18 protein-coding genes and 2 pseudogenes are annotated in these 18,571 nt (G+C 68.9%); 15 read left to right on the top strand and 5 right to left on the bottom strand.

What is annotated here, in order from left to right:
- Positions 1-106 precede the first annotated feature (106 nt).
- A pseudogene (locus tag AC2VOR_RS04750) lies at positions 107-232 on the top strand (PPE domain-containing protein); the annotation flags it as partial.
- 17 nt (positions 233-249) lie between these two features.
- A pseudogene (locus AC2VOR_RS04745) lies at positions 250-852 on the top strand (PPE family protein, SVP subgroup); the annotation flags it as partial.
- Between the two features lie 13 nt (positions 853-865).
- Here the strand turns inward: AC2VOR_RS04745 and AC2VOR_RS04740 are convergent.
- On the bottom strand, positions 866-1,411 hold the full coding sequence (locus AC2VOR_RS04740) for a class I SAM-dependent methyltransferase (protein ID WP_369738475.1): 546 nt from the start codon (positions 1,409-1,411) through the stop codon (positions 866-868).
- 73 nt (positions 1,412-1,484) lie between these two features.
- On the opposite strand from AC2VOR_RS04740, the gene AC2VOR_RS04735 reads away from it, so the two are divergent.
- Entirely contained in the window at positions 1,485-2,072 is a 588-nt protein-coding gene (locus tag AC2VOR_RS04735; RefSeq protein WP_369738474.1) for a TetR/AcrR family transcriptional regulator, read from the top strand.
- A gap of 52 nt (positions 2,073-2,124) precedes the next feature.
- Here AC2VOR_RS04735 and AC2VOR_RS04730 read toward each other — a convergent pair whose 3' ends face one another.
- Positions 2,125-3,900: an N-acyl-D-amino-acid deacylase family protein gene (locus AC2VOR_RS04730; protein WP_486963285.1), complete on the bottom strand. Its 1,776-nt coding sequence runs from the start codon at positions 3,898-3,900 to the stop codon at positions 2,125-2,127.
- A 242-nt stretch (positions 3,901-4,142) separates the two neighbouring features.
- On the opposite strand from AC2VOR_RS04730, the gene AC2VOR_RS04725 reads away from it, so the two are divergent.
- Together AC2VOR_RS04725 and AC2VOR_RS04720 are read left to right on the top strand one after the other, a co-directional pair.
- Positions 4,143-4,814 (top strand): TetR/AcrR family transcriptional regulator, encoded by a 672-nt coding sequence (locus AC2VOR_RS04725; RefSeq protein WP_369738472.1) that lies wholly within the window; start codon positions 4,143-4,145, stop codon positions 4,812-4,814.
- Positions 4,815-4,965: 151 nt separating this feature from the next.
- Positions 4,966-5,373 carry a hypothetical protein gene (locus AC2VOR_RS04720; RefSeq protein WP_369741571.1) on the top strand — a complete coding sequence of 136 codons (408 nt, stop codon included), beginning with the start codon at positions 4,966-4,968 and terminating at the stop codon, positions 5,371-5,373.
- Here the strand turns inward: AC2VOR_RS04720 and AC2VOR_RS04715 are convergent.
- A complete protein-coding gene (locus AC2VOR_RS04715) occupies positions 5,368-6,246 on the bottom strand; it encodes an SDR family NAD(P)-dependent oxidoreductase (RefSeq protein WP_369738471.1) in 879 nt (292 codons plus the stop codon). The two genes, AC2VOR_RS04720 and AC2VOR_RS04715, sit on opposite strands and share 6 nt — an antisense overlap.
- Positions 6,247-6,963: 717 nt before the next feature.
- On the opposite strand from AC2VOR_RS04715, the gene AC2VOR_RS04710 reads away from it, so the two are divergent.
- The 4 genes from AC2VOR_RS04710 (at position 6,964) to AC2VOR_RS04695 (ending at position 10,154) form a co-directional block, all read left to right on the top strand.
- On the top strand, positions 6,964-7,773 hold the full coding sequence (locus tag AC2VOR_RS04710; protein WP_486963284.1) for a SigB/SigF/SigG family RNA polymerase sigma factor: 810 nt from the start codon (positions 6,964-6,966) through the stop codon (positions 7,771-7,773).
- 128 nt (positions 7,774-7,901) lie between these two features.
- On the top strand, positions 7,902-8,522 hold the full coding sequence (locus AC2VOR_RS04705) for a hypothetical protein (RefSeq protein ID WP_369738469.1): 621 nt from the start codon (positions 7,902-7,904) through the stop codon (positions 8,520-8,522).
- 120 nt (positions 8,523-8,642) lie between these two features.
- Entirely contained in the window at positions 8,643-9,134 is a 492-nt protein-coding gene (locus tag AC2VOR_RS04700; RefSeq protein ID WP_369738468.1) for a DUF2231 domain-containing protein, read from the top strand.
- A 171-nt stretch (positions 9,135-9,305) separates the two neighbouring features.
- Positions 9,306-10,154, top strand: coding sequence for a DUF4344 domain-containing metallopeptidase (locus AC2VOR_RS04695; RefSeq protein WP_369738467.1), 849 nt, complete (start codon positions 9,306-9,308; stop codon positions 10,152-10,154).
- 27 nt (positions 10,155-10,181) lie between these two features.
- Here AC2VOR_RS04695 and AC2VOR_RS04690 read toward each other — a convergent pair whose 3' ends face one another.
- Both AC2VOR_RS04690 and AC2VOR_RS04685 read right to left on the bottom strand, forming a co-directional pair.
- Positions 10,182-11,294, bottom strand: coding sequence for a sulfite oxidase (locus AC2VOR_RS04690; RefSeq protein WP_369738466.1), 1,113 nt, complete (start codon positions 11,292-11,294; stop codon positions 10,182-10,184).
- A gap of 103 nt (positions 11,295-11,397) precedes the next feature.
- Positions 11,398-11,874 (bottom strand): nitroreductase family deazaflavin-dependent oxidoreductase, encoded by a 477-nt coding sequence (locus tag AC2VOR_RS04685; protein WP_369738465.1) that lies wholly within the window; start codon positions 11,872-11,874, stop codon positions 11,398-11,400.
- A 156-nt stretch (positions 11,875-12,030) separates the two neighbouring features.
- Here AC2VOR_RS04685 and AC2VOR_RS04680 point away from each other — a divergent pair, with 156 nt between their 5' ends.
- From AC2VOR_RS04680 to AC2VOR_RS04655, 6 genes are read left to right on the top strand one after another with little or no spacing between them, the layout of a single operon-like run.
- The gene (locus AC2VOR_RS04680) at positions 12,031-12,708 is read left to right on the top strand and encodes a TetR/AcrR family transcriptional regulator (protein WP_369741570.1); all 678 of its coding nucleotides are present in this window, start codon (positions 12,031-12,033) and stop codon (positions 12,706-12,708) included.
- Between the two features lie 39 nt (positions 12,709-12,747).
- Positions 12,748-13,977: a cytochrome P450 gene (locus AC2VOR_RS04675; protein WP_369738464.1), complete on the top strand. Its 1,230-nt coding sequence runs from the start codon at positions 12,748-12,750 to the stop codon at positions 13,975-13,977.
- A gap of 13 nt (positions 13,978-13,990) precedes the next feature.
- Entirely contained in the window at positions 13,991-14,935 is a 945-nt protein-coding gene (locus AC2VOR_RS04670; protein WP_369741569.1) for an SDR family oxidoreductase, read from the top strand.
- 18 nt (positions 14,936-14,953) lie between these two features.
- Positions 14,954-16,126, top strand: coding sequence for an amidohydrolase family protein (locus AC2VOR_RS04665; protein WP_486963283.1), 1,173 nt, complete (start codon positions 14,954-14,956; stop codon positions 16,124-16,126).
- On the top strand, positions 16,123-17,358 hold the full coding sequence (locus AC2VOR_RS04660) for a M24 family metallopeptidase (RefSeq protein ID WP_369738463.1): 1,236 nt from the start codon (positions 16,123-16,125) through the stop codon (positions 17,356-17,358). The genes AC2VOR_RS04665 and AC2VOR_RS04660 overlap by 4 nt, the downstream gene beginning before the upstream one ends.
- Positions 17,348-18,457, top strand: coding sequence for a M24 family metallopeptidase (locus AC2VOR_RS04655; protein ID WP_486963282.1), 1,110 nt, complete (start codon positions 17,348-17,350; stop codon positions 18,455-18,457). Before AC2VOR_RS04660 ends, AC2VOR_RS04655 begins: the two co-directional genes overlap by 11 nt.
- Positions 18,458-18,571 lie beyond the last annotated feature (114 nt).

The raw sequence follows: 18,571 nt of genomic DNA, 5'->3' as shown, positions 1-18,571 counted from the left end.
AATATCAGCCAGCGCAAGCCCCTCCCAGCCGTCGAGACCCCGATACCGCGAAATCCCCGCCCTGCTGGAGGTCACTACATCAGCGCCGTCCTAGAGGAGGTCAAAGGTGATTGATTTTGGTGCCATTCCGCCGGAGATCAACTCCGCGCGGATGTATTCGGGTCCGGGTTCGTCGTCGCTGATGGCGGCGGCCTCGGCGTGGAACGGGCTGGCCGCGGAGTTGAATTCATCTCGTCGTTGCCAAGCCAGCTGCAGAGCCTCGCCTCGCCCAGCTCCGCGGCGTCGACCACCTCGTCGTTCCCCCCGCTGACCAAGGTGTGGTTCCTGTTGACCGGGCAGACCATGCTGCCCACCAACCTCGGAACCTTCCTCAACGGATACGCCCCCTAAGCCAGCTTCTTCCACAACACCGAGGGGCTGCCCTTCTGCAGTGTCGACATGGGGGAACTTCGGCGTTCAGATATCCAAGACGCTGGGGTGGATAGGTGGCACGGCGGCGCCGGTCGCCGCTAATGCCGGCAGGGCCTTGCCCGGCCTGGGGGGATCGGCGGTTTGCTCGGCGGTGGCGGCGTCGCCGCCCACGCGGCGTCGGCCACCATGGGCGGCGCCGGCTCCCTCTGCGGCAAGCTCTCGGTGCCGGTCGCCTAGACGGCGGCCACCGCACCTTTGGCCCATACCCCGGCCCACCTCGTCGGCAGCCTCACGCCCAACCCCGAGGCGGCGGCCGCAGAGTCCGGAAACCTGCTCGGCGGCATCCCGCCAGTGGGCATGGGTCACGGCGCCTCCGGTGGTGCCGGACCCAAGTACGGTCTCCGCCCCAACGTGATGGCGCGGCCGTCCTTCGCCGGCTAGCGTCCCCCGGTCCTCACGCGCGTGCCAGCAGCCAGGCGCAACCATCCCCTTCACCGGCGGCGAGAACGCGGAGACCGGCGAACGCGACCGGCAGTTCGCCGGCCGCCGCACGGAACGGCCCGGGCCCCCGCCCGACTTCGCTGAGCACGGCGACGGCCAGCAGCCCTCCTGGCGCCAGGCGCTCGACGATCGCCCGGTCGAGGCGGCGGTCGCGAAACTTGTGGCAGAGGATGACCTCGACCGGCGGACCGGCCGGCAGGCCGTCGTCGAAGTCGGCGACGTCGAAGCGGCAACGGTCGCCGACCCCGCAGCGGCGGGCCAGGTACCGGGCGTGACCGGTGGCGACCGGCGAGATGTCCAGCCCCACGACATCGAGCCCCCGCCGGGCCAGCCAGACGCTGCCGAGGCCCTGCCCGCAGGCCAGCTCGAGGGCGCGTCCCGTGGTCGGGAAAACGTCTTCGCAAGCCGCGAAGACACCGGGGACCGCCACCGCGCCCACCGCGGGGGGCCCGAGGCTGGCATACCGCTTGTCCCAGCGCAGCCGGTCACCCTCGACCACGTGCGTCACCCTACCCAGGGCCCGGCCGAGCGAATGCCGACGGTTGCGCGCACGCCGTTCCTACACTGGACCGGTGTCCACGGCAGCGGCTTCTCCGAGAGCCGGAGCAGCACGCCGCTCCGATCGCCGTCCCGGGCAGACCATCCGCAAGGTGCTCGACGCCGGAATGGAGGAACTGCGCGAATCGTCGTACGCGAACCTGACGATGCGCGCGGTCGCGACCCGGGCCGGGGTCTCGCCGGCCAGCGCCTACACCTACTTTCCGTCGAAAAGCGCCCTGGTGGCCGCGGTCTACCTGCGTTTCCTATGCGACCTGCCGCTACACACCGACGTCAACGACGCGACCCGGACCCGTGTCAGCGCCACCCTGCGGGACATGGCCGTGGCGGTCGCCGACGAGCCCGAGTTGACCGTCGCCTGCGGAGCGGCGCTGATGGCCGACGACCCGGCGGTGACGCCCCTTCGCGAACAGATCGGCGAGGAGGTGTCCAGGCGGATCGCGGCGGCGTTGGGCCCCGGCTGGCCCCGCGCGGTGAAATCCACGCTGCAAATGACGTTCGCCGGAGCGCTCATGACGGCTCGCTTCGTCACGTATCAGGAGATCGCGGGGCAACTCGACCGGGCCGTCGAGCTCATCCTGGGAGAGCCCGCGGCCGGATAGGCGGCTGGATAGAGGGCTAGATAGAGGGCTAGATAGAGGGCTAGATAGAGGGCTAGATAGAGGGCAGCTTCCGGGACGCCCGTCCGGCCCGCAGGAAGCGCCCGAGCTTCCGATTGCCCAGCGCGAGAGAGGCGTTGCCCCCGCCGAAGCCCCCGCCGAACGCGAGCTGTCCCGACACCAGCACCGCGCTGACCGTGTCGTCGTTGCGGTTGACCATCCGCGACAGCCCGCCGTAGGACTGCACCGGGTGTTCGGCGTAGCTGTCGAGGGAATCGTCGAGCTTGTCCGGGTCGAGCACGACGATGTCGGCCCGGTCGCCTTCGCGCAGCGTGCCCGCATCGATCCCGTACCACAGCCCGAGTTCGCCGGTGAGCCGGTGCACGGCGCGCTCCATCGACAGGAACGGTCTGCCGTTCTTCTCGGCGTCGTGCGCGTGCCGCAGCAAGCGCAGGCCGGAGTTGTAGAAAGCCATGTTGCGCAGGTGTGCGCCGGCATCGGAGAAACCCATCTGCACGGCCGGGCTCTGCGCCAGCGTGCGGAGCAGTTCGGGCCGGTGATTGGAGATGGTGGTGCGCCAGCGCAGACTTTCGCCGTGCTCGACCACCAGGTCGAGGAAGGCGTCGACCGGGTGCAGCCCCCCGCGGTCGAGTCCCACCTGCCCGAAGGACTTCCCGATCACCGACCGGTCGGGGCAGGCCACGATCTCGGCGTCGAAGAAGTCGCGATGCCACACCCTGGGCCCGAATTTCTGCCCGTAGTCCCTGCGGAACCAGCGGCGATATTCCTCGTCGCGCATCAACTCGTTGCGCTCGACCTCGTCCTGCAGGTGCAGAGCCGCGGCACCGGAGCCGAACTCCTCGAAGACCACCAACGAGATTCCGTCGGCGTAGACCTCGAACGGCACCGGCAGATGCTGCCAGCGAAAGTCACCGCCCAGGGCGTTGACGAGCCTACCGAGCCGGTCCATGACGTGGATGACGGGCGGGATGGCCTTGATGTCCGCGGCCGAGAGCAGGCTGGTCTTCAACCGGGGACGACCGATTCCCAGCGACGTCACCAGTTGCGACAGCACCGACAGGGGATTCTTGATGTCGGGCCCGGACTGCAGGATCTTGTCGCGCCGCCGGAGAATGGCGTTCAGGCGGCGCAACTCGCGCGGGGTGGCATAGGTCGACGGCAGCGTGCGTGAGCGGCAGAGCTCCCCGTCGAGTTTGTCGAACAGCAGTTGCTGCGAGGACATCCCGACGAATCCTTCGTCGAGCGCCTCCTCGAGCATCGACTCCATCCGCGCCAATTCCGCCGGCGAGGGCCGCACGTCCTTGCGGGTCGCGCGGTCCAGCCCCATGGTCGCCGCCCTCATGTCGGAGTGACCGATGAAGGCGGCGACGTTGGGGCCCAGGTTCAGTTGCTCGAGCGCGGCCACATACTGGCCGGGATCGCTCCAGGTGCGCGCCCGGTCCAGGTGCTCGATCACGTAGCGCCGGGGGATCGCCTCCACGCGGCCGAAGATGTCGCCGGCGTCGACGTTGTTCAGGTACACCGTGGACAACGAGCACGAACCGAGCATCACCGTCGTCACACCGTGCCGCAGCGATTCGGAAAGCCCTGGCTCGCAGAGGGTTTCGATGTCGTAATGGGTGTGGATGTCGATCATGCCCGGAATCACCCACTGGCCCGTCGCATCGATGACGTCGGCGCCCGGCGCCTCGATCGGTGCGGCGGTGATCGTGGCGACGCGGCCGTCGCGCACACCGATGTTGCGCGGGGCCGACGGAGCGCCCGTTCCGTCGAACCAGCGGCCGTTGAGGATCACGGTGTCGTACTGCATTGTTCGGCCTCCCTGCCGGCGCCGGGCCGGATACCGTGCGGCACCGACTCGCGCCGGGCGTGCGCGTCGCTCGCGATTCCGCCTCCAGACGTGCGGTGATCATACACACGGTCTGCGATGTCTACCGAGACGGCTCGGGCTGCGCAGCACCGCCCGCCCTGCCGAGCGGGGCCGAACTCCGTGCTCGGACGCTATGATCCGCGTGTGGGGACGACCGGACGCCGGACGACCGTTCGCTGAGCATGCGCAGCCACGGTTGGGCGGGGAACACGCCCGCCTCCGACGAGGAGGCCATCGAGCGCATCCTGGATGCCGCCGACGCGATCATCGAGGAGCGCGGCTCGGCGATGCGCATCGCCGACGTGGCCCGCGTCCTCGGGGTGACACGGCAGACCGTCTACCGGTACTTCCCCGGCACGCAGGCGCTGCTGGTGGCATCGGCGATGCGCTCGGCCGACGGGTTCCTGGACCGCTCGGCGGCCCACCTGGCGGGTGTCACCGACCCGGTGGTGGCGGTGACGGAGGGGATCGCCTTCGCGGTCGAACAGCTGGCCTCCGACAAGCAGGTCGAATTCGTGCTCAATCAGCGCCACCGCGGCGGCCAGAAAGTGTCGATCGTGTCGGACACCGCCCTGGCTTTCGCCCGCTCCATGCTGCACCGCTTCGAAATCGATTGGGAGAGTGTCGGGTTCGACGAAGCAGCGTTGGACGAACTGAACGAGTTCTGCCTTAGGGTCCTGCATTCGTTTCTCGCCGACCCGGGACGGCCACCGCGCAGCGGCCCCGAACTGCGCCGCTACCTCACCCGCTGGATCGGGCCCGCGATCGCCTATCCGCAACTGGTCAGAGCGATGGACACCCTGCGCTTGCCGGAGCCGTCCCCCGGGCGTCGGCGCCCCCCGGCGGCGTCCTGACCCGATCGGCGAACCGGGACATGGCCATACACTTTCGCGACTGTGTTGCCCGGCGGGCCGCTTCGGACGGCCGGCGTCGACGGATGAAGGAGCAGACTTGGTGGGTCTGGCGCAGTTGGCGCTGAACAGTGCACCGGTGTTCGGTGGCGCGATGCTCGCCATCGTGGCCGGGCAATTCCGTGGCCCCGACTACCGGGCCCTGATCAAGCAGGACATGGACCTGCTGGACCGCCTGCCGCCAGACGCCACCGCCAGGCGAGCGGAGTTGCAGCGCACGATCGACGCACGCATCGACGACCTGATCGACGGCTCCGACCGAAGTCGCGCGTTGCGTCAGGCCGCCCTGTCTTATCAAGGCAATTGGCGCGACATCGTGCTGCTGGCCTGTGTGGTGCTGTTCACCGTCATCTGGTGCGAGGTCAACCACAGCCGCAGCAACTGGCTCCCGATGTTCGTGCTGTTGATCCTGCTGTCGCTGGTGACTGCTGCCTACGCGCTGCGCGGCCTGCTGCGTGCCGTGAATTCGCTGACGCCCAAGCATCGCCGGGCGGGTTCATGACCCGGTGACGATCATCTCGTGCAGGTCCGGTATCGACCACGGCCCGGCCTCGTGGTGATCGCGGTAGCCCAGCACCCGCGGCGTCGGACGATCGAACCTGCCGACGAATCCTCCTGCGGCGACGAATATCTGACCGGTCACCTCGCGCGCCAGGTCGCTCGCGAGGTAGGCGTAGAGCGGGGCGACGAACTCGGCGGGGGCGCTGTCCAGCGATGCCCGCATTTTCACCTCGTCGAGCAGCCCCCGACGATGCAGGTCCGCGATGTGTTGTTCGTACTCGGCCCCGGTGGACAACCGGGTCCGCGCACCGGGGCACACCACGTTGGCCCGCACGCCATAGGCTTTGAGCTCGGCGGCGACGGCCATCGTCAGTGCGTTGACGGCGCCCTTGCCGGCGGGGTACCCGGTGCCGCCGTAATCGCCGAGAAACGCCACCGAGCTGGTGTTGACGATCGAACCGCGCCCCTGGGGGGCCATGACGCGGGCGGCGGCCCGGCAGGTGTGGAACGCCGTGCCGAGGTGCGCACCGATCAGGTGGTCGAACTGCGCCGGCGAGATGTTCAGGATCGATGACCCCGGGGGCTCGGCAACCCCGGCGCAGTTGACCAGGACGTCCAGCCTGCCGAACGCGCCGATGCATTGATCGACGACAGCACCGGCGATCCGCTCGTCGTCGACGGCGCCGACGACCGCGGTCGCCCGTCCGCCCGAAGATCTCAGCGCTGCGACGGTCTCGTCCACGGCGGCCGCGTCACGCCCGTTGACGACCACGCCGGCACCGAGAGAGCACAGCAGTTCGGCAACCGCGCGTCCGATCCCCCGGCTGCCGCCGGACACTACCGCACCCCGACCGGCCAGCAAATCCTCGCTCATCGCGCCGGACCTTCCCAGCGCCGCATTACCTGCCGGAAGGCTTCGCCCGGCAGGACCTTCCGAGTGGGCTCGCAAAACGATGGTCGGGCGCGCGTGTTCGACATCACCGGAACCGTACCGCGCCGGTGCGCCGACGTGCCCCAACCGGGCCGAGCGGGACGCCTGCACCCGGCGAGGTTTCCGCCAGGTGAACAGCACATGAACCAACGGGTGTACCACGAACCGCCGCGGGCAAAGCGGTGATGGCGTCGGACCCCTGGCCCTCCGCGGCCCAATACGACGAGCCACCAAGGGATTCCCCGCGTTGCGCCACGCCCGCCGCCGGGCGTGCGATCGCTTGTGGCTAAGGGCCGGATCGCACGCGAACGGCGGTAGAACCCTTCTCGCAAGCCAGATTTCGCGTACCCGTCGCGGGTTGGAGCGATGTCGCGTATAGTCGCCAGTGAGTCCGTTCTGGACAGGTCGCCGTTTAGCTCAAAGCGGCCAGTCAGCCGCTCGGCTGCTGGGTTTCCGTGGCATACGTCGATAAGTCAACTGCCACCGCCCCCGTTAGCACCGTGCGCGCTGCGGCCAATATCCACACGGATACGGGTGCCGCGGGAGGCGCCTCGGGCATCCACATGCCTTGCCGTCCCGCTGCACACGACGCAGAGGAAGAGCAACGATGCAAACTGTTCCGTGCACGTGTCGAGTCCGACGGTGGGGGTTCTCCAGCCGATGACCGACGTCCTGGCCCCGCCCCGCCCCTCTAGCTCGACCACATCACAACCGGACGACTCTTATGACGACGTCATCGAGATGTTCGTCGCGCTGCGCCAGATGCCAGCCGAATCGCACGAGTACCAACACCAACGCGAACGCATCGTGGCCCGCTGCCTGCCGCTGGCCGACCACGTGGCCAGCCACTTCGGACGTCGCGGCGAAGGTCTCGACGACTTGACGCAGGTCGCACGCCTGGGCCTGATGAACGCCATCAACCGTTTCGACCCCGAAAAAGGGCCCAGCTTCATCGGGTTTGCGGTCCCCACCATGATGGGTGAGGTCCGTCGCTATTTCCGCGACTACAGCTGGGGCATGCGTGTCCCTCGGCGGTTGCGCGAGCTGCACGTCCAAATCAGCAGAACTACAGGAGATTTGGCGCAGAAGCTGGGTCGGGCGCCCACAGCCGGCGAGCTCGCGCAGGTTCTGGAAGTCCCCCATGAGGAGATCGTCGAGTGCCTCGTCGCGGGTGACGCCTATCGGCTCGAGTCCCTGGACGCGCCCATCGGCGCCGACGGTTCGGGCAATCCCCGGCTGGTGGCCGACGCGGTCGGTGGCGTCGATCCTCAGATCGACCACATCACCAACAGGGAAGCGGTCCGCGCCCTCGTCAGCGCGCTACCCCGCCGCGAACGCGAGGTCCTGCACATGCGGTTCTTCGAATCGATGACCCAGAGCCAGATCGCCGAACGGATAGGCGTCTCGCAGATGCAGGTGTCGCGCATCCTCGCCAACACGCTGCGCTGCCTCCGCGACCAGTTGGAGTAGCACGCCGCTGCCACACCGCCCCTTTCCGGTACGCCCGATTTGCCGGCGATGTACTGTCCGATTCGGCATTCGAGTCGGCTTGCCTCGCCTGAGGCGGCCCGGGACGGAGCCGGGAAGGGGCGCGTGCGGTGAGGTTTTCTCCGGCGGTTCTGGCGGGCGTGGCCGCGGCGACGGCGCTGACGGTCGCGCTGAACGCCTGTGGCAGCCATTCGACGTCGTCGAACCCGAAACCAGGGTCTGCCACCTCGGCCCCGGGCACCAGTGGTCCGGCACCGGCCTCGACGGCCGCGGCACAGCCGGGCCACTACTCCGGCCTGCTGATCCAGGCGACGGACATCAACGCCCCCGTGACCTTCACCGGCGGCCCCCCGACGGACAACCCGAACGGCAAACCGGGCGTGGCCGTGACATTCCGCGATGAAGACGGCAGTCACCAGATCAAGGACACCATCCAGGTGTACCCCGATCCCGCCGCCGCAACGGCCGCGCTGAACGCGGCAAAAGGCGCGCAGGGCGACGTCGTGAAGAACCCGACGTCACGCCCGGCCAACATCGGCACGGGCGGAACGACACTGTCCGGCGATTCCCCGGACGGCAACAAGGGCGTGACGGTCCTGCTGTTCACCGAGGGCAGGGCCCTAGTCACGCTGCAGTTCGACGGCCCGCCCGGCTCACTGGTGCCCCAAGACTTCATGACCGAGGTCGGCCAGAAGCAGGACGCGGCCGTCAAGAAGGGGCTCGGCGGCTGAGCCTCGGACCGGTGGACCGACCGTGTCCGCCCGCACTTTGACGCGTGCCGGCGCTATCGTCGTGGGCGCCACCGGCGGCCGCAACCGGTGCCACGCAGCCCTGACCTGCCGAGGAGTTCGATGAACGTCGTCAATGGCCTGCCCGGTCATGCCCTGCTGCTGCACTTCGTCGTAGGGCTGGTGCCGCTGACCGCGCTGCTGGAGATCGTGTGCGGACTGTGGCCGGCCGCCCGGCGCGGCCAGCTGATGTGGCTGACGCTGATCTCGGCCGCCGTGACCATGGTGTTGACGCCGATCACCGCGAACGCCGGCCTGTGGCTCTACAGCCTGCGGGCCAGCCCGAGCCCCATCCTGCGCGAACACGCCGCGCTCGGCAGCACGATGGTCTATTTCGCCGCCGCTCTGCTGGCGGTCGCCGTCGGACTCGTCGTGCTGCGCGTGACCGAACACAGGTCACCCAAGCCGTCGGTCGCCATGTCCGTCATCACCGGGATAGTCGTTCTCGCCGTCGGAATCTCATCGATGATCCAGATCTACCGAGTCGGTGACGCCGGCGCTCGGTCCGTGTGGGGTAGCGAGATAGCACGCCTGGAGAAGGCACACAAGCCATAGTCTCCGGCCGCGAATAACCCTCTACGCCACCGGCCGATGTCGACGTGGCCGCAAAGTTCCCCGCGGGATGAGCATTGTGTCGTACCGTTCCCCCAGGCTCCATGGGGGCCGCGAAGGATCGCTCGGGGGCGGCTGCGGGGGCATTTCCGGACGGGAGTCAACACGATGAGAGTGCGTGTCAGAGTCACCGCAGCGTGTGCCGCGCTGCTCACGGCGGCGGGATGCGGCGGCGACCCGGTCGGTGCCAAAGAGGCCGGCGCTTCGTCGGCGGAGGCATCGCAGGTGGCCAAGCCGGCCTCCGCGTCGGGGAAGGTGACGATTCGTTACGAGGACGCGGAAACGCCGGAGGCGTTGCACGGCCGCCAGATCATGCAGGACGCAAAGGTCCTCGAAGACCTCGCCCAGCACATCGAGGACGACCTGCTGCTGCCGTCCAACCTGGGGCTCGCGGGCAAGCAGTGCAACACGGACAACGATTTCTACGACCCCGCCGCCAACGAGATTCAACTCTGCTACGAGGCACGGGATCACGCGGAACGGCTCTTCGCCGGGAACGGCAGCCCGGATCCGGTGACCCCCGCCGTCGACGAAGCGGTCTCGGCGGCCTACCACGAGCTCGGTCACGCCACGCTCGCCATGTACGAACTGGCGTTCACGGGACGCGAGGAGGACGTGGCCGACCAACTTTCGGCGTTCATGCTTCTCACCCCCGGCGCCGACGGACAGCCCTATCCCAACGGTGTCCGCATCGCGACCGACACCGCCCAGGAGTGGAAGCTGAGCGCAAAGGAGTCCGGCGACGCGAACGAACTGCCGTTCTGGGACGGACACTCGATGGACATCACGCGGATGTACAACTGGGAGTGCTGGATCTATGGTTCGGACCCGGCGGCCAACGCCGGCATCGTCACGTCGGGCGACCTTCCCGAAGACCGGGCGGGCAACTGCGAGGAAGAGTTTCGCAACATGTCCAGGGGATGGCAGCAGCTGCTGGGTGCGCACTTGCGCAAGCCGAGCTGAGAAGCCGACCTCGGCCTGCCGGAGGACTCAGCCGGCTGCCCCCACGCACGCTGCGACGCGGGCCCACGAGTTGTTGGCGTATCCGCCCGGATTCCACAGCGAATCCGCCGATTCCGACTGCAGGGCGCCGGTGTCATCCCAGGCGCGGGCGATGATCCGCAACGGGCCCGGCCCGACGGTCACGGTCAGTGACCAGGGCTGCCATGACCATTCGCCGGGGGCGGGATGTAGGCGGGCCTGCTGCCAGCTGAGCCCGTCGTCCAGGGATACTTCGACCCGCGCCACGCCGCGACCGTCGCCCGCGATCCCGTAGCCACGAATGGTCAGCTCGCCCGGCGACACCCGGTCGCCGTCGGTGGGGTGGAGGATGTCGCAGTTGAGCGGCAGCGCCGACAGCGCGATGCCCTCGCCCGGGGCCGCCGACTCCGGGTCGGCGTCTGCCGGCAGGACGCGGTAATCGTGGGCCTGGAAGTAACCGTCCGACGGGCCGGGCTGCACCGTGATCGCGGTCACCCATTTGACGCTGCGGGCGCCGATGTATCCGGGCACGACCACCCGTACCGGGCCGCCGTGGGCGCGGGGAAGCGGTTCTCCGTTCATCTGCCACGCAAGCAGCACTTCCCGTGACATGGCCTTGCTCAGCGGTATCGAGCTCCCGTAGGCCTGGACGGGCCGGGCCCGCTCCGCGACGTCCAGAGCCCGGAACGCGACATGCAACCCGTCCTCGGAACGCACCCCGGCGGCCGCGAGGACGTCAGCCAGGCGGGCACCGCCCCACTCCGCCGTCGAGATCGCCCCGTGGGACCACGGCTCCTCCCCCGGAATCGGTCGCACCCGCAGCAGATCCTCACGGCGATTCCCGGCACACGCCAGAGTCGCCACCACGCGGTGCCGGTCGAAACCGGCGCTCAGCTGGTCATAGGTCAGGGTGAGCGGCGTGGCCACCCGGCCCTCGACCGTGAGGCGCCACTGTTCGGGTGCGATGTCGGGAAACGAGCCGTGATTGCGCGCATAGAAAGCGTCGATCGGGGTGATGTCGCTTTCCGCCAACACCGCGGCGGGCGGCTCGGCGTTGTACGGGCTCTGCTTCCGCACGATCATGTCGTCGCGTTTGATCCCCAGCACTGCGGTCGGTGTCATGAGGAGTGGTTACCCAGTCGGACGGGCACGACTCACGATTCCTCACCGGGCGGCCGAAGCCTGCTCGCGCAGCGGGCGGATCCCCCGGCGAGCCCGGCCGGGGTCACGCGGTGGGGGTCAGCAGAAACAGGCGGAATTGCCTTCCGCCCGCCAAGGATTCGGCGATCCGGTAGTTGGGCCACTGCCGCAGCACGGTGGCCCACGCCGTCTCGCGTTCCGCACCGGTGAGGAACCGGACCTCGGCGGTGAACACCTGGCGGCCCCGGCGCACGCTGACGCGTTGTGCCGACTTGAGATTCGCCGACCACGATGGGTGACGCCGGCGGCCCCAGTTCGACCCGACCACGATCAGCCCCTCCCCGGCGGGGGCGGACAGAACCGTCGCGGTCCGGGCGAGACCGGTCTTGCGGCCCGAGACGGTGATCCGAACACCGGGCAGCCCGACGAGTTCGAGCACGCCGACCCGCCCGACGCTGAGGAACCGCAGCACCGACTCGAGAGCTTCGATCAGCGGACTTCCGGCCAACACCAGCCAGCGGTATGCGGTCGGGTTCCGCGCCAGCCGCTGCAGCGGATTCATACGGACACTGTATTCCGGGTTGCTCCCCGCCGGGTGTCGGGCCGATGAAATGACCTCGGCTACCGGGCTTTTCGTCCAGTTCTCGGGCCGTGGCGGCGGGTTACCGGTGGGGCCGCCACCGAACTAAATAAATTGCTTGATTTAATGTTGCTGGCGGTGTTCACTGAGGCGATGACCGCCGAGCGGATGGTTCGATCCGGCAGGTCGACGGGCACGCGGGAGGCGATCTTGTCGGCCGCCGAGGTGCTCTTCGCCGAGCGTGGCATGTACGCGGTGTCAAACCGGCAGATCAGCGAGGCCGCGGGCCAGGGCAACAACGCGGCCGCGTGCTATCACTTCGGTACCCGAACCGACCTGCTGCGGGCGATCGAGCGCAAGCACCGCGAGCCGATCGAGCAGTTGCGCGCCCGGATGCTGACCGATATCGGCGATTCGGCCGAACTGCGGGACTGGGTCAGGGCACTGGTGCGCCCGCTCACCGATCACCTGGCGGCGCTGGGCGTTCCCAGCTGGTATGCGCGGTTCGCCGCCCAGGCGATGGCCGACCCGACGTGCCGCCACGTCGTCACCAAGGACGCTCTCACCTCGCCGGGGCTGGTGCGCACCATCGAGGGCATCAACCGCTGCCTGCCCGACCTGCCCAGACGGGTGCGCTCGGAACGCATCGTGATGGTGCGCAACCTGCTGGTGCACACCTGCGCCGAGCACGAAGGCGCGCTGGCCGAGCACGGGGCGGGATCGCGTTCGGCGTGGCCGGTCGCCGGCGAAGGACTGATCGACGCGATCGTCGGCCTGTGGCGCGCGCCGGTGCACGTGAGCGCGGCGGGCGGCTAGGTGTCGCCGGAACGGACACGACCACAACCGAGGAGCAGCATGACCGACGTCTCGACCGGCACCGCCACCGACATTCCCGAGTTCCCGATGACGCGCGCACCGGGCTGTCCCTTCGCCCCGCCGCCGGAGTCGTTGGCGCTCAACGCGAACCGGCAACTCAGCCGCGTCCGGATCTGGGACGGCAGCACGCCCTGGCTGATCCACGGCTACGACGCGATCCGCGCGTTGTTCACCGACTCCCGCGCCAGCGTCGACGACCGGCTGCCCGGCTACCCGCACTGGAACGAGGGGATGCTTGCCACGGTGCACACCCGGCCGCGTTCGGTGTTCACCTCCGACGGCGAGGAGCACACCCGCTTCCGTCGGATGCTGTCCAAGCCGTTCACCTTCAAGCGGGTCGAGGCACTGCGCCCGGCGGTTCAGCAGATCACCGACGACCACATCGACGCCCTGCTGGCCGGCCCGAACCCGGGCGACATCGTCAGCACGGTGGCGCTGCCCATCCCGTCGCTGGTCATCAGCCAGCTGCTGGGTGTGCCGTACGAGGATGCGGACTTCTTCCAGGCGCAGGCCCAGCGGGGCATGGGTCGGTACGCCACCGCGGAGGACACCGCGCAGGGCGCCGCCTCGCTGGCGAAGTACATCGCCAACCTGGTGCGGACCAAGATGCACGATCGCTCCGAGGACCTGGTGTCCGACCTCGCCGAGCGGGTGAGCGCCGAGGAGCTCAGCGTGCGCGAGGCCGCGCAACTGGCCACCGGGGTGCTGATCGCCGGCCACGAGACGACGGCGAACATGCTCAGCCTGAGCGTCGCGGCCCTGCTCGATCACCCCGAGCAGCTGGCGCTGATGCGCGACACCGCCGACCCCAAGGTGATCGCCGTGGCCGTCGAGGAGCTGATGCGCTATCTCAGCATCATCCAGACCGGCCAGCGCCGCATCGCCGTCGAGGACATCGAGATCGGCGGCGAGACGATCCGGGCGGGCGAGGGCATCATTCTGGACGTGGCGCCGGCGAACTGGGATGCGCGTCAGTTCCCGGCCCCGGACCGGCTGGACCTTACCCGCGACGACGGCCCGCATGTCGGCTTCGGCTACGGCCGCCACCAGTGCGTCGGTCAGCAGCTGGCCCGGATGGAACTGCAGATCGTGCTGCCAACCCTGCTGCGCCGCATCCCGACGCTGCGGCTGGCGGTGCCGCTCGACGAGCTGCCGTTCAAGCACGACGCCCTGGCCTACGGCGTCTACGAGCTCCCCGTGACGTGGTGAGAGTTTGGCTGCCGTGAAGCCGGGTCTCGCCCTGCAGGTGCCGGATCTGTCCGGCCGCCTCGCCGTCGTGACCGGCGCCAACAGCGGCCTGGGTTTCGGGCTGGCGAAACGCCTGGCGGCCGCGGGGGCCGAGGTGGTCATGGCCGTCCGCAGCAGGGCCAACGGCGACAACGCGGTCGCCGCGATCCGCCGCGAACTGCCGCAAGCCAAGCTGGCCGTCAAGCAGCTGGACCTGGCGTCGCTGCGCAGCGTGGCGGCGCTCGCGGACGAACTGGTCGCCGAGGGCCGCCCGGTCGACGTCCTGATCAACAATGCCGGCGTCATGACACCACCGCAGCGTCAGACGACCTCCGACGGCTTCGAATTGCAGTTCGGCACCAACCATCTGGGGCACTTCGCGTTGACGGGCAGGCTGCTGCCCGTGCTGCGCGCCGCCGGGTCGGCGCGCGTGGTGACCGTCGGCAGCCTCGCCGCGACACAGCGCAGGCTGGATTTTGACGACGCCAATGCCCAATCGGGCTACCGGCCCATGCGCTCCTACGGGATGGCCAAGCTTGCGCAACTGATGTTCGCCGTCGAGTTGGACCGGCGCAGCAGCGAACGCGGCTGGGGCGTGATGTCCAACGCCGCGCACCCCGGGCTGAGCAAGACCAACCTGCTCAGCGGCGCGTCCTACGGACGTGAGAAACCCACGCTGCAGGCGCGACTGACGCGCCTGACGTGGCGCCTGCTGCCTTTCATGTGGCTCGACGTCGACGAGGGCCTCAAACCGTCGCTCTACGCCGCTGTTTCGCCGGACGCCCGCGGGGCCGAGTACTACGGTCCGCGGGGGTTCTACGAAACGGCCTGCGGCGGAGTCACCTTCGCCGCGGTCCCCCGCCTGGCACGCAGCGAGCCGGACGTGGCGAAACTGTGGCGGCTTTCCGAACAACTCACCGGTGTCACGTACCCGGACTGACCGCAGGAAGTGATGCACATGTCGACTCGAACCCGAACGCCCTACCCGGAGGGCGTGATCGGCGCACCCAAGCACCGGCGCGGTCACGCCGCGGGTTCGGACACCGGCCTGCCGCCCGGGACCGAGGTGTTCTCGGCCGACAACCACGTCTCGGTGGCCGACGACATCTTCTACGAGCATTTTCCCGACGACTTGAAGGACCAGGCGCCGCGCATCTGGTACGAGGACGGCGCCTACCTGCTGGGCCGCCCCGGCGAGTCGATGGTGGTCGGCGACTTCAGCGCGGTGCTCATGCAGTACGACGGCCTGGCCGGCGCGGCCACGAACAACGTCGACGCCCGCATCCGCGACCTCGCCGAGGACGGGGTCGACAAGGAATTGGTCTTCCCCAACGCGGTCCTGGCGTTGTTCCACTATCCGGACAAGGCGCTGCGTGAGCGGATCTTCTGCATCTACAACGAACACATCGCCGGCCTGCAGGAGCGCTCCCGCGGCCACTGCTACGGCGTCGGGCTGATCAACTGGTGGGATCCCCGCGGCGCCCGGCGCACCCTGGAGCAACTGAAGTCCTTGGGAATCAGGACATTCCTGATGCCGTTGAACCCCGGCAACGACGACAACGGGCGCATCATCGATTTCTCGAGCCCCGAGATGAGGGCGGTGTGGGAGGAGATCGAGGCCTCCGGCCTCCCGCTCACCCACCACATCGGGGAAAGCCAGCCGAAATCCCCGAGCGCGGTCAACAGCGTGGCGGTCGCCATGATGGTCAACATCGACTCGTTCCGGGAAATGTTCTCCAAGTACATCTTCGGCGGCATCCTCGACCGGCACCCGCGCCTGCGGATCGGCTGGTTCGAGGGCGGAATCGCCTGGGTGCCAACGGCGTTGCAGGACGCCGAGCACGTCCTGGCGTCGTATCGACACATGCTCGCATACCAGCCCCGCCACGACGTCCGGCACTACTGGGAGACCCACATGTGCGCGTCGTTCATGGTCGACGCCCTCGGCCTCGGCCAGATCGACCAGATCGGTATCGACAAGGTGATGTGGTCCTCCGACTATCCGCACAACGAGAGCACATTCGGGTATTCGGAGCGGTCGCTGGCCGCGGTGGTCGACGCCGTCGGCGCCGAGGATGCCGCCCGTGTCGTCGGCGGCAACGTCCGAGAATTCCTGGGGATTCAGTCATGACCGGCCTACTCACCGCCCGGGGCGCACGCCTGGACATCCCCGACGAACCGGACTTCGCGCGCATGCGCCGCGAGGTCGGCGCACGGCTGCGCGCGGCGATGGCCGACCACGGCGTCGACGCGCTGATCCTGTCGATGAACGGCTATGTCACCTATGCGACGGGTGTCAGCTGGCCGCTGCTGGACGCCGGCCTTTCGCACGTAGAGCGGCCGGTGGCGGTCGTGCTCGCCGACGACGAGCACCCCCACCTCTTCCTGCCGTTCCGCGGCGGCGCGTCGTCCCCACCGCCGGTGCCCGACGACCATGTGCACGGGCCGGTATATCTCGAATTCGACCATGGCGTAGAGCGATTCGCCGGTGAGTTGGCCGCGTTGCTGCCGTCCGGGGCCAACGTGGCCGTCGACGAATTGACGGGCGCGATGCGACGGTCGGGCCCCGGGCTGTTCCCCGGTGGCGAACCCTCCGACGCTGCGATCGTGCTCGGCGCGGCCCAACTGGTCAAGACGCCCGACGAGCTTTCCTGCCTGCGCCGGGCCTGCCGCATCACCGAGGAGGCGATGGCGGAGGTGCAGAAGGCGCTGGCACCCGGTGTCCGGCAGACCGACCTGTCGGCCGTTCTCGTGCGCCGCGCCTTCGAGCTCGGCGCCACCACCAACATGCTCGACGCCATCTGGCAGGTGATGCCTGCGTCCCGGGAAACCGGGGTTTGGACGACGCACGGCGACCTCGCGTTGCCGCTGCTGCCCACCGCCCGCGAACTGGCCGCCGGCGACGTGTTGTGGACCGACATCAGCATCGGCTACGCCGGGTACTGTTCGGATTTCGGGCGCACCTGGCTGGTCGGCAAGGACCCCACGCCGCGGCAGCAGGACCAGTTCCGGCAATGGCGCGCCATCCTGGACGCCGTGCTCGCGGTGACCAGGGCGGGCGCCACGTCGGGCGATCTGGCGCGCGCGGCGATCGCGGCAAACGGCGGGCGCAAGCCGTGGCTGCCGCACTTCTACCTGGGCCACGGGATCGGCACGTACCCGGCGGAAGCGCCGATGATCGGGACGGATCTCGGCGAGGACTTCGACGACAACTTCGTATTCCCGCCGGGCATGGTGCTGGTGCTGGAACCAGTGGTCTGGGAAGACGGCACCGGCGGCTATCGCAGTGAGGAGATCATCGTGATCACCGAGGACGGCTACACGCCGATCACCGACTACCCCTATTCGCCTTATGGCGACTGAAGTTCTGCCCGACGAGCGGGCATTGCGGCTGGCCCGTCGCGAGCGCGCCCTGGCCCAGATGGACGCCCACGACCTCGACATCCTGGTGCTCGGCCGGCAGGCCAACATCCGTTACGTCACCGGCACCCCGCAGCTGTGGATAGCCGGGACGCGCCCGTTCGGGCCGATGTGCGTGATGATGCGCACATCCGGCGAGATCTACCTCAACAGCACCGACGACGAAGGGGTTCCGGAGGAGATCGGCCGCGACCACCTTTACGGGCTGGCATGGAATCCGATGACGCTCATCGACGTGCTGAAGAAGATCGACGGCGCCGAAACCGCGCGAAGGGTCGGAACGGACGCGATCACACCGACTTTCGCCGCCCTGTTGCCCGAGGCGTTCCCCAACGCCGCAGTCGTCGACGGCGAGCCCACCATGCGTGCGGCGCGCCGCATCAAGACGGCCGAGGAGGTTGCGGCGATGGGCACGGCGCTCCGCGTCGCCGAGCAGGGACTGGCCGCCGGCCTAGCCGCACTGCGACCGGGGCGGTCCGAACGGAGCCTGGCCGCGACCGTTTTGGAGGCCATGGCCGCGGGCGGGGTGAGCACGCCGGCCACCCAGGACACCGCCTGGGCGACCTCGCGGGAACACCCGTGGCGGCGGGCCGACGGCCCGGTTCGTGAAGGTGACCTTGTCGCTTTCGCCGCCGGTGCCCTGGCGGACGGGTATGTGGCCGAGCTGGGCCGGACCCGGCCCGCGGGTGACGCGATGGACAGTTGTGCTCGCGAGCTGTTCGGGCGCTCGGATGCGTTGTACGACAGGATGCTTGCCGCCTGCCGGCCGGGCGCGCGTGCCGATGGGCTGCTCGCGGCGTATGAGGACGCAGGCGAGCCGCTGCCGCCGATGCCGGTTGCGCACGGGCTCGGACTGGGGTTCGATCCGCCGGTGGTCTCCGAAGAACTCTGCGCCGCAGGTGAACACGATCGACTGGACGCCGGAATGGTGCTGGCCCTCACCGGCTACGTGTGGCAGCAGGGCGTCGGGGCGGTCTTTCGCCGCGACACCGTGCACATCACCGACGGGGGCGCCGAGGTGCTGACCGACTTCTCGGCGTGAAAAAACTTGTGTCACTTTGGTTTCTGTGGTCACATTCCGGGGTTTGTTGTCGGTGGGTGCGCATAGTTTGACGGTGTGAGTGTTGACCGGGAGGAGCTCAGGGCGGCGTTCGAC

The organism is Mycobacterium sp. TH-M103 (assembly GCF_057473785.1).
The sequence above is the reverse complement of the archived record's forward strand: the minus strand, read 5'-3'. Positions and strand labels throughout refer to the sequence as shown.

What these genes read in the sequence shown, in the direction of transcription:
- AC2VOR_RS04730 (WP_486963285.1), bottom strand. Translation starts at nt 3,900, where the DNA reads ATGCAGTACGACACCGTGATCCTCAACGGCCGCTGGTTCGACGGAACG.
- AC2VOR_RS04725 (WP_369738472.1), top strand. Translation starts at nt 4,143, where the DNA reads ATGCGCAGCCACGGTTGGGCGGGGAACACGCCCGCCTCCGACGAGGAG.
- AC2VOR_RS04720 (WP_369741571.1), top strand. Translation starts at nt 4,966, where the DNA reads ATGCTCGCCATCGTGGCCGGGCAATTCCGTGGCCCCGACTACCGGGCC.
- AC2VOR_RS04715 (WP_369738471.1), bottom strand. Translation starts at nt 6,246, where the DNA reads ATGAGCGAGGATTTGCTGGCCGGTCGGGGTGCGGTAGTGTCCGGCGGC.
- AC2VOR_RS04710 (WP_486963284.1), top strand. Translation starts at nt 6,964, where the DNA reads ATGACCGACGTCCTGGCCCCGCCCCGCCCCTCTAGCTCGACCACATCA.
- AC2VOR_RS04700 (WP_369738468.1), top strand. Translation starts at nt 8,643, where the DNA reads ATGAACGTCGTCAATGGCCTGCCCGGTCATGCCCTGCTGCTGCACTTC.
- AC2VOR_RS04690 (WP_369738466.1), bottom strand. Translation starts at nt 11,294, where the DNA reads ATGACACCGACCGCAGTGCTGGGGATCAAACGCGACGACATGATCGTG.
- AC2VOR_RS04685 (WP_369738465.1), bottom strand. Translation starts at nt 11,874, where the DNA reads ATGAATCCGCTGCAGCGGCTGGCGCGGAACCCGACCGCATACCGCTGG.
- AC2VOR_RS04675 (WP_369738464.1), top strand. Translation starts at nt 12,748, where the DNA reads ATGACCGACGTCTCGACCGGCACCGCCACCGACATTCCCGAGTTCCCG.
- AC2VOR_RS04665 (WP_486963283.1), top strand. Translation starts at nt 14,954, where the DNA reads ATGTCGACTCGAACCCGAACGCCCTACCCGGAGGGCGTGATCGGCGCA.
- AC2VOR_RS04660 (WP_369738463.1), top strand. Translation starts at nt 16,123, where the DNA reads ATGACCGGCCTACTCACCGCCCGGGGCGCACGCCTGGACATCCCCGAC.
- AC2VOR_RS04655 (WP_486963282.1), top strand. Translation starts at nt 17,348, where the DNA reads ATGGCGACTGAAGTTCTGCCCGACGAGCGGGCATTGCGGCTGGCCCGT.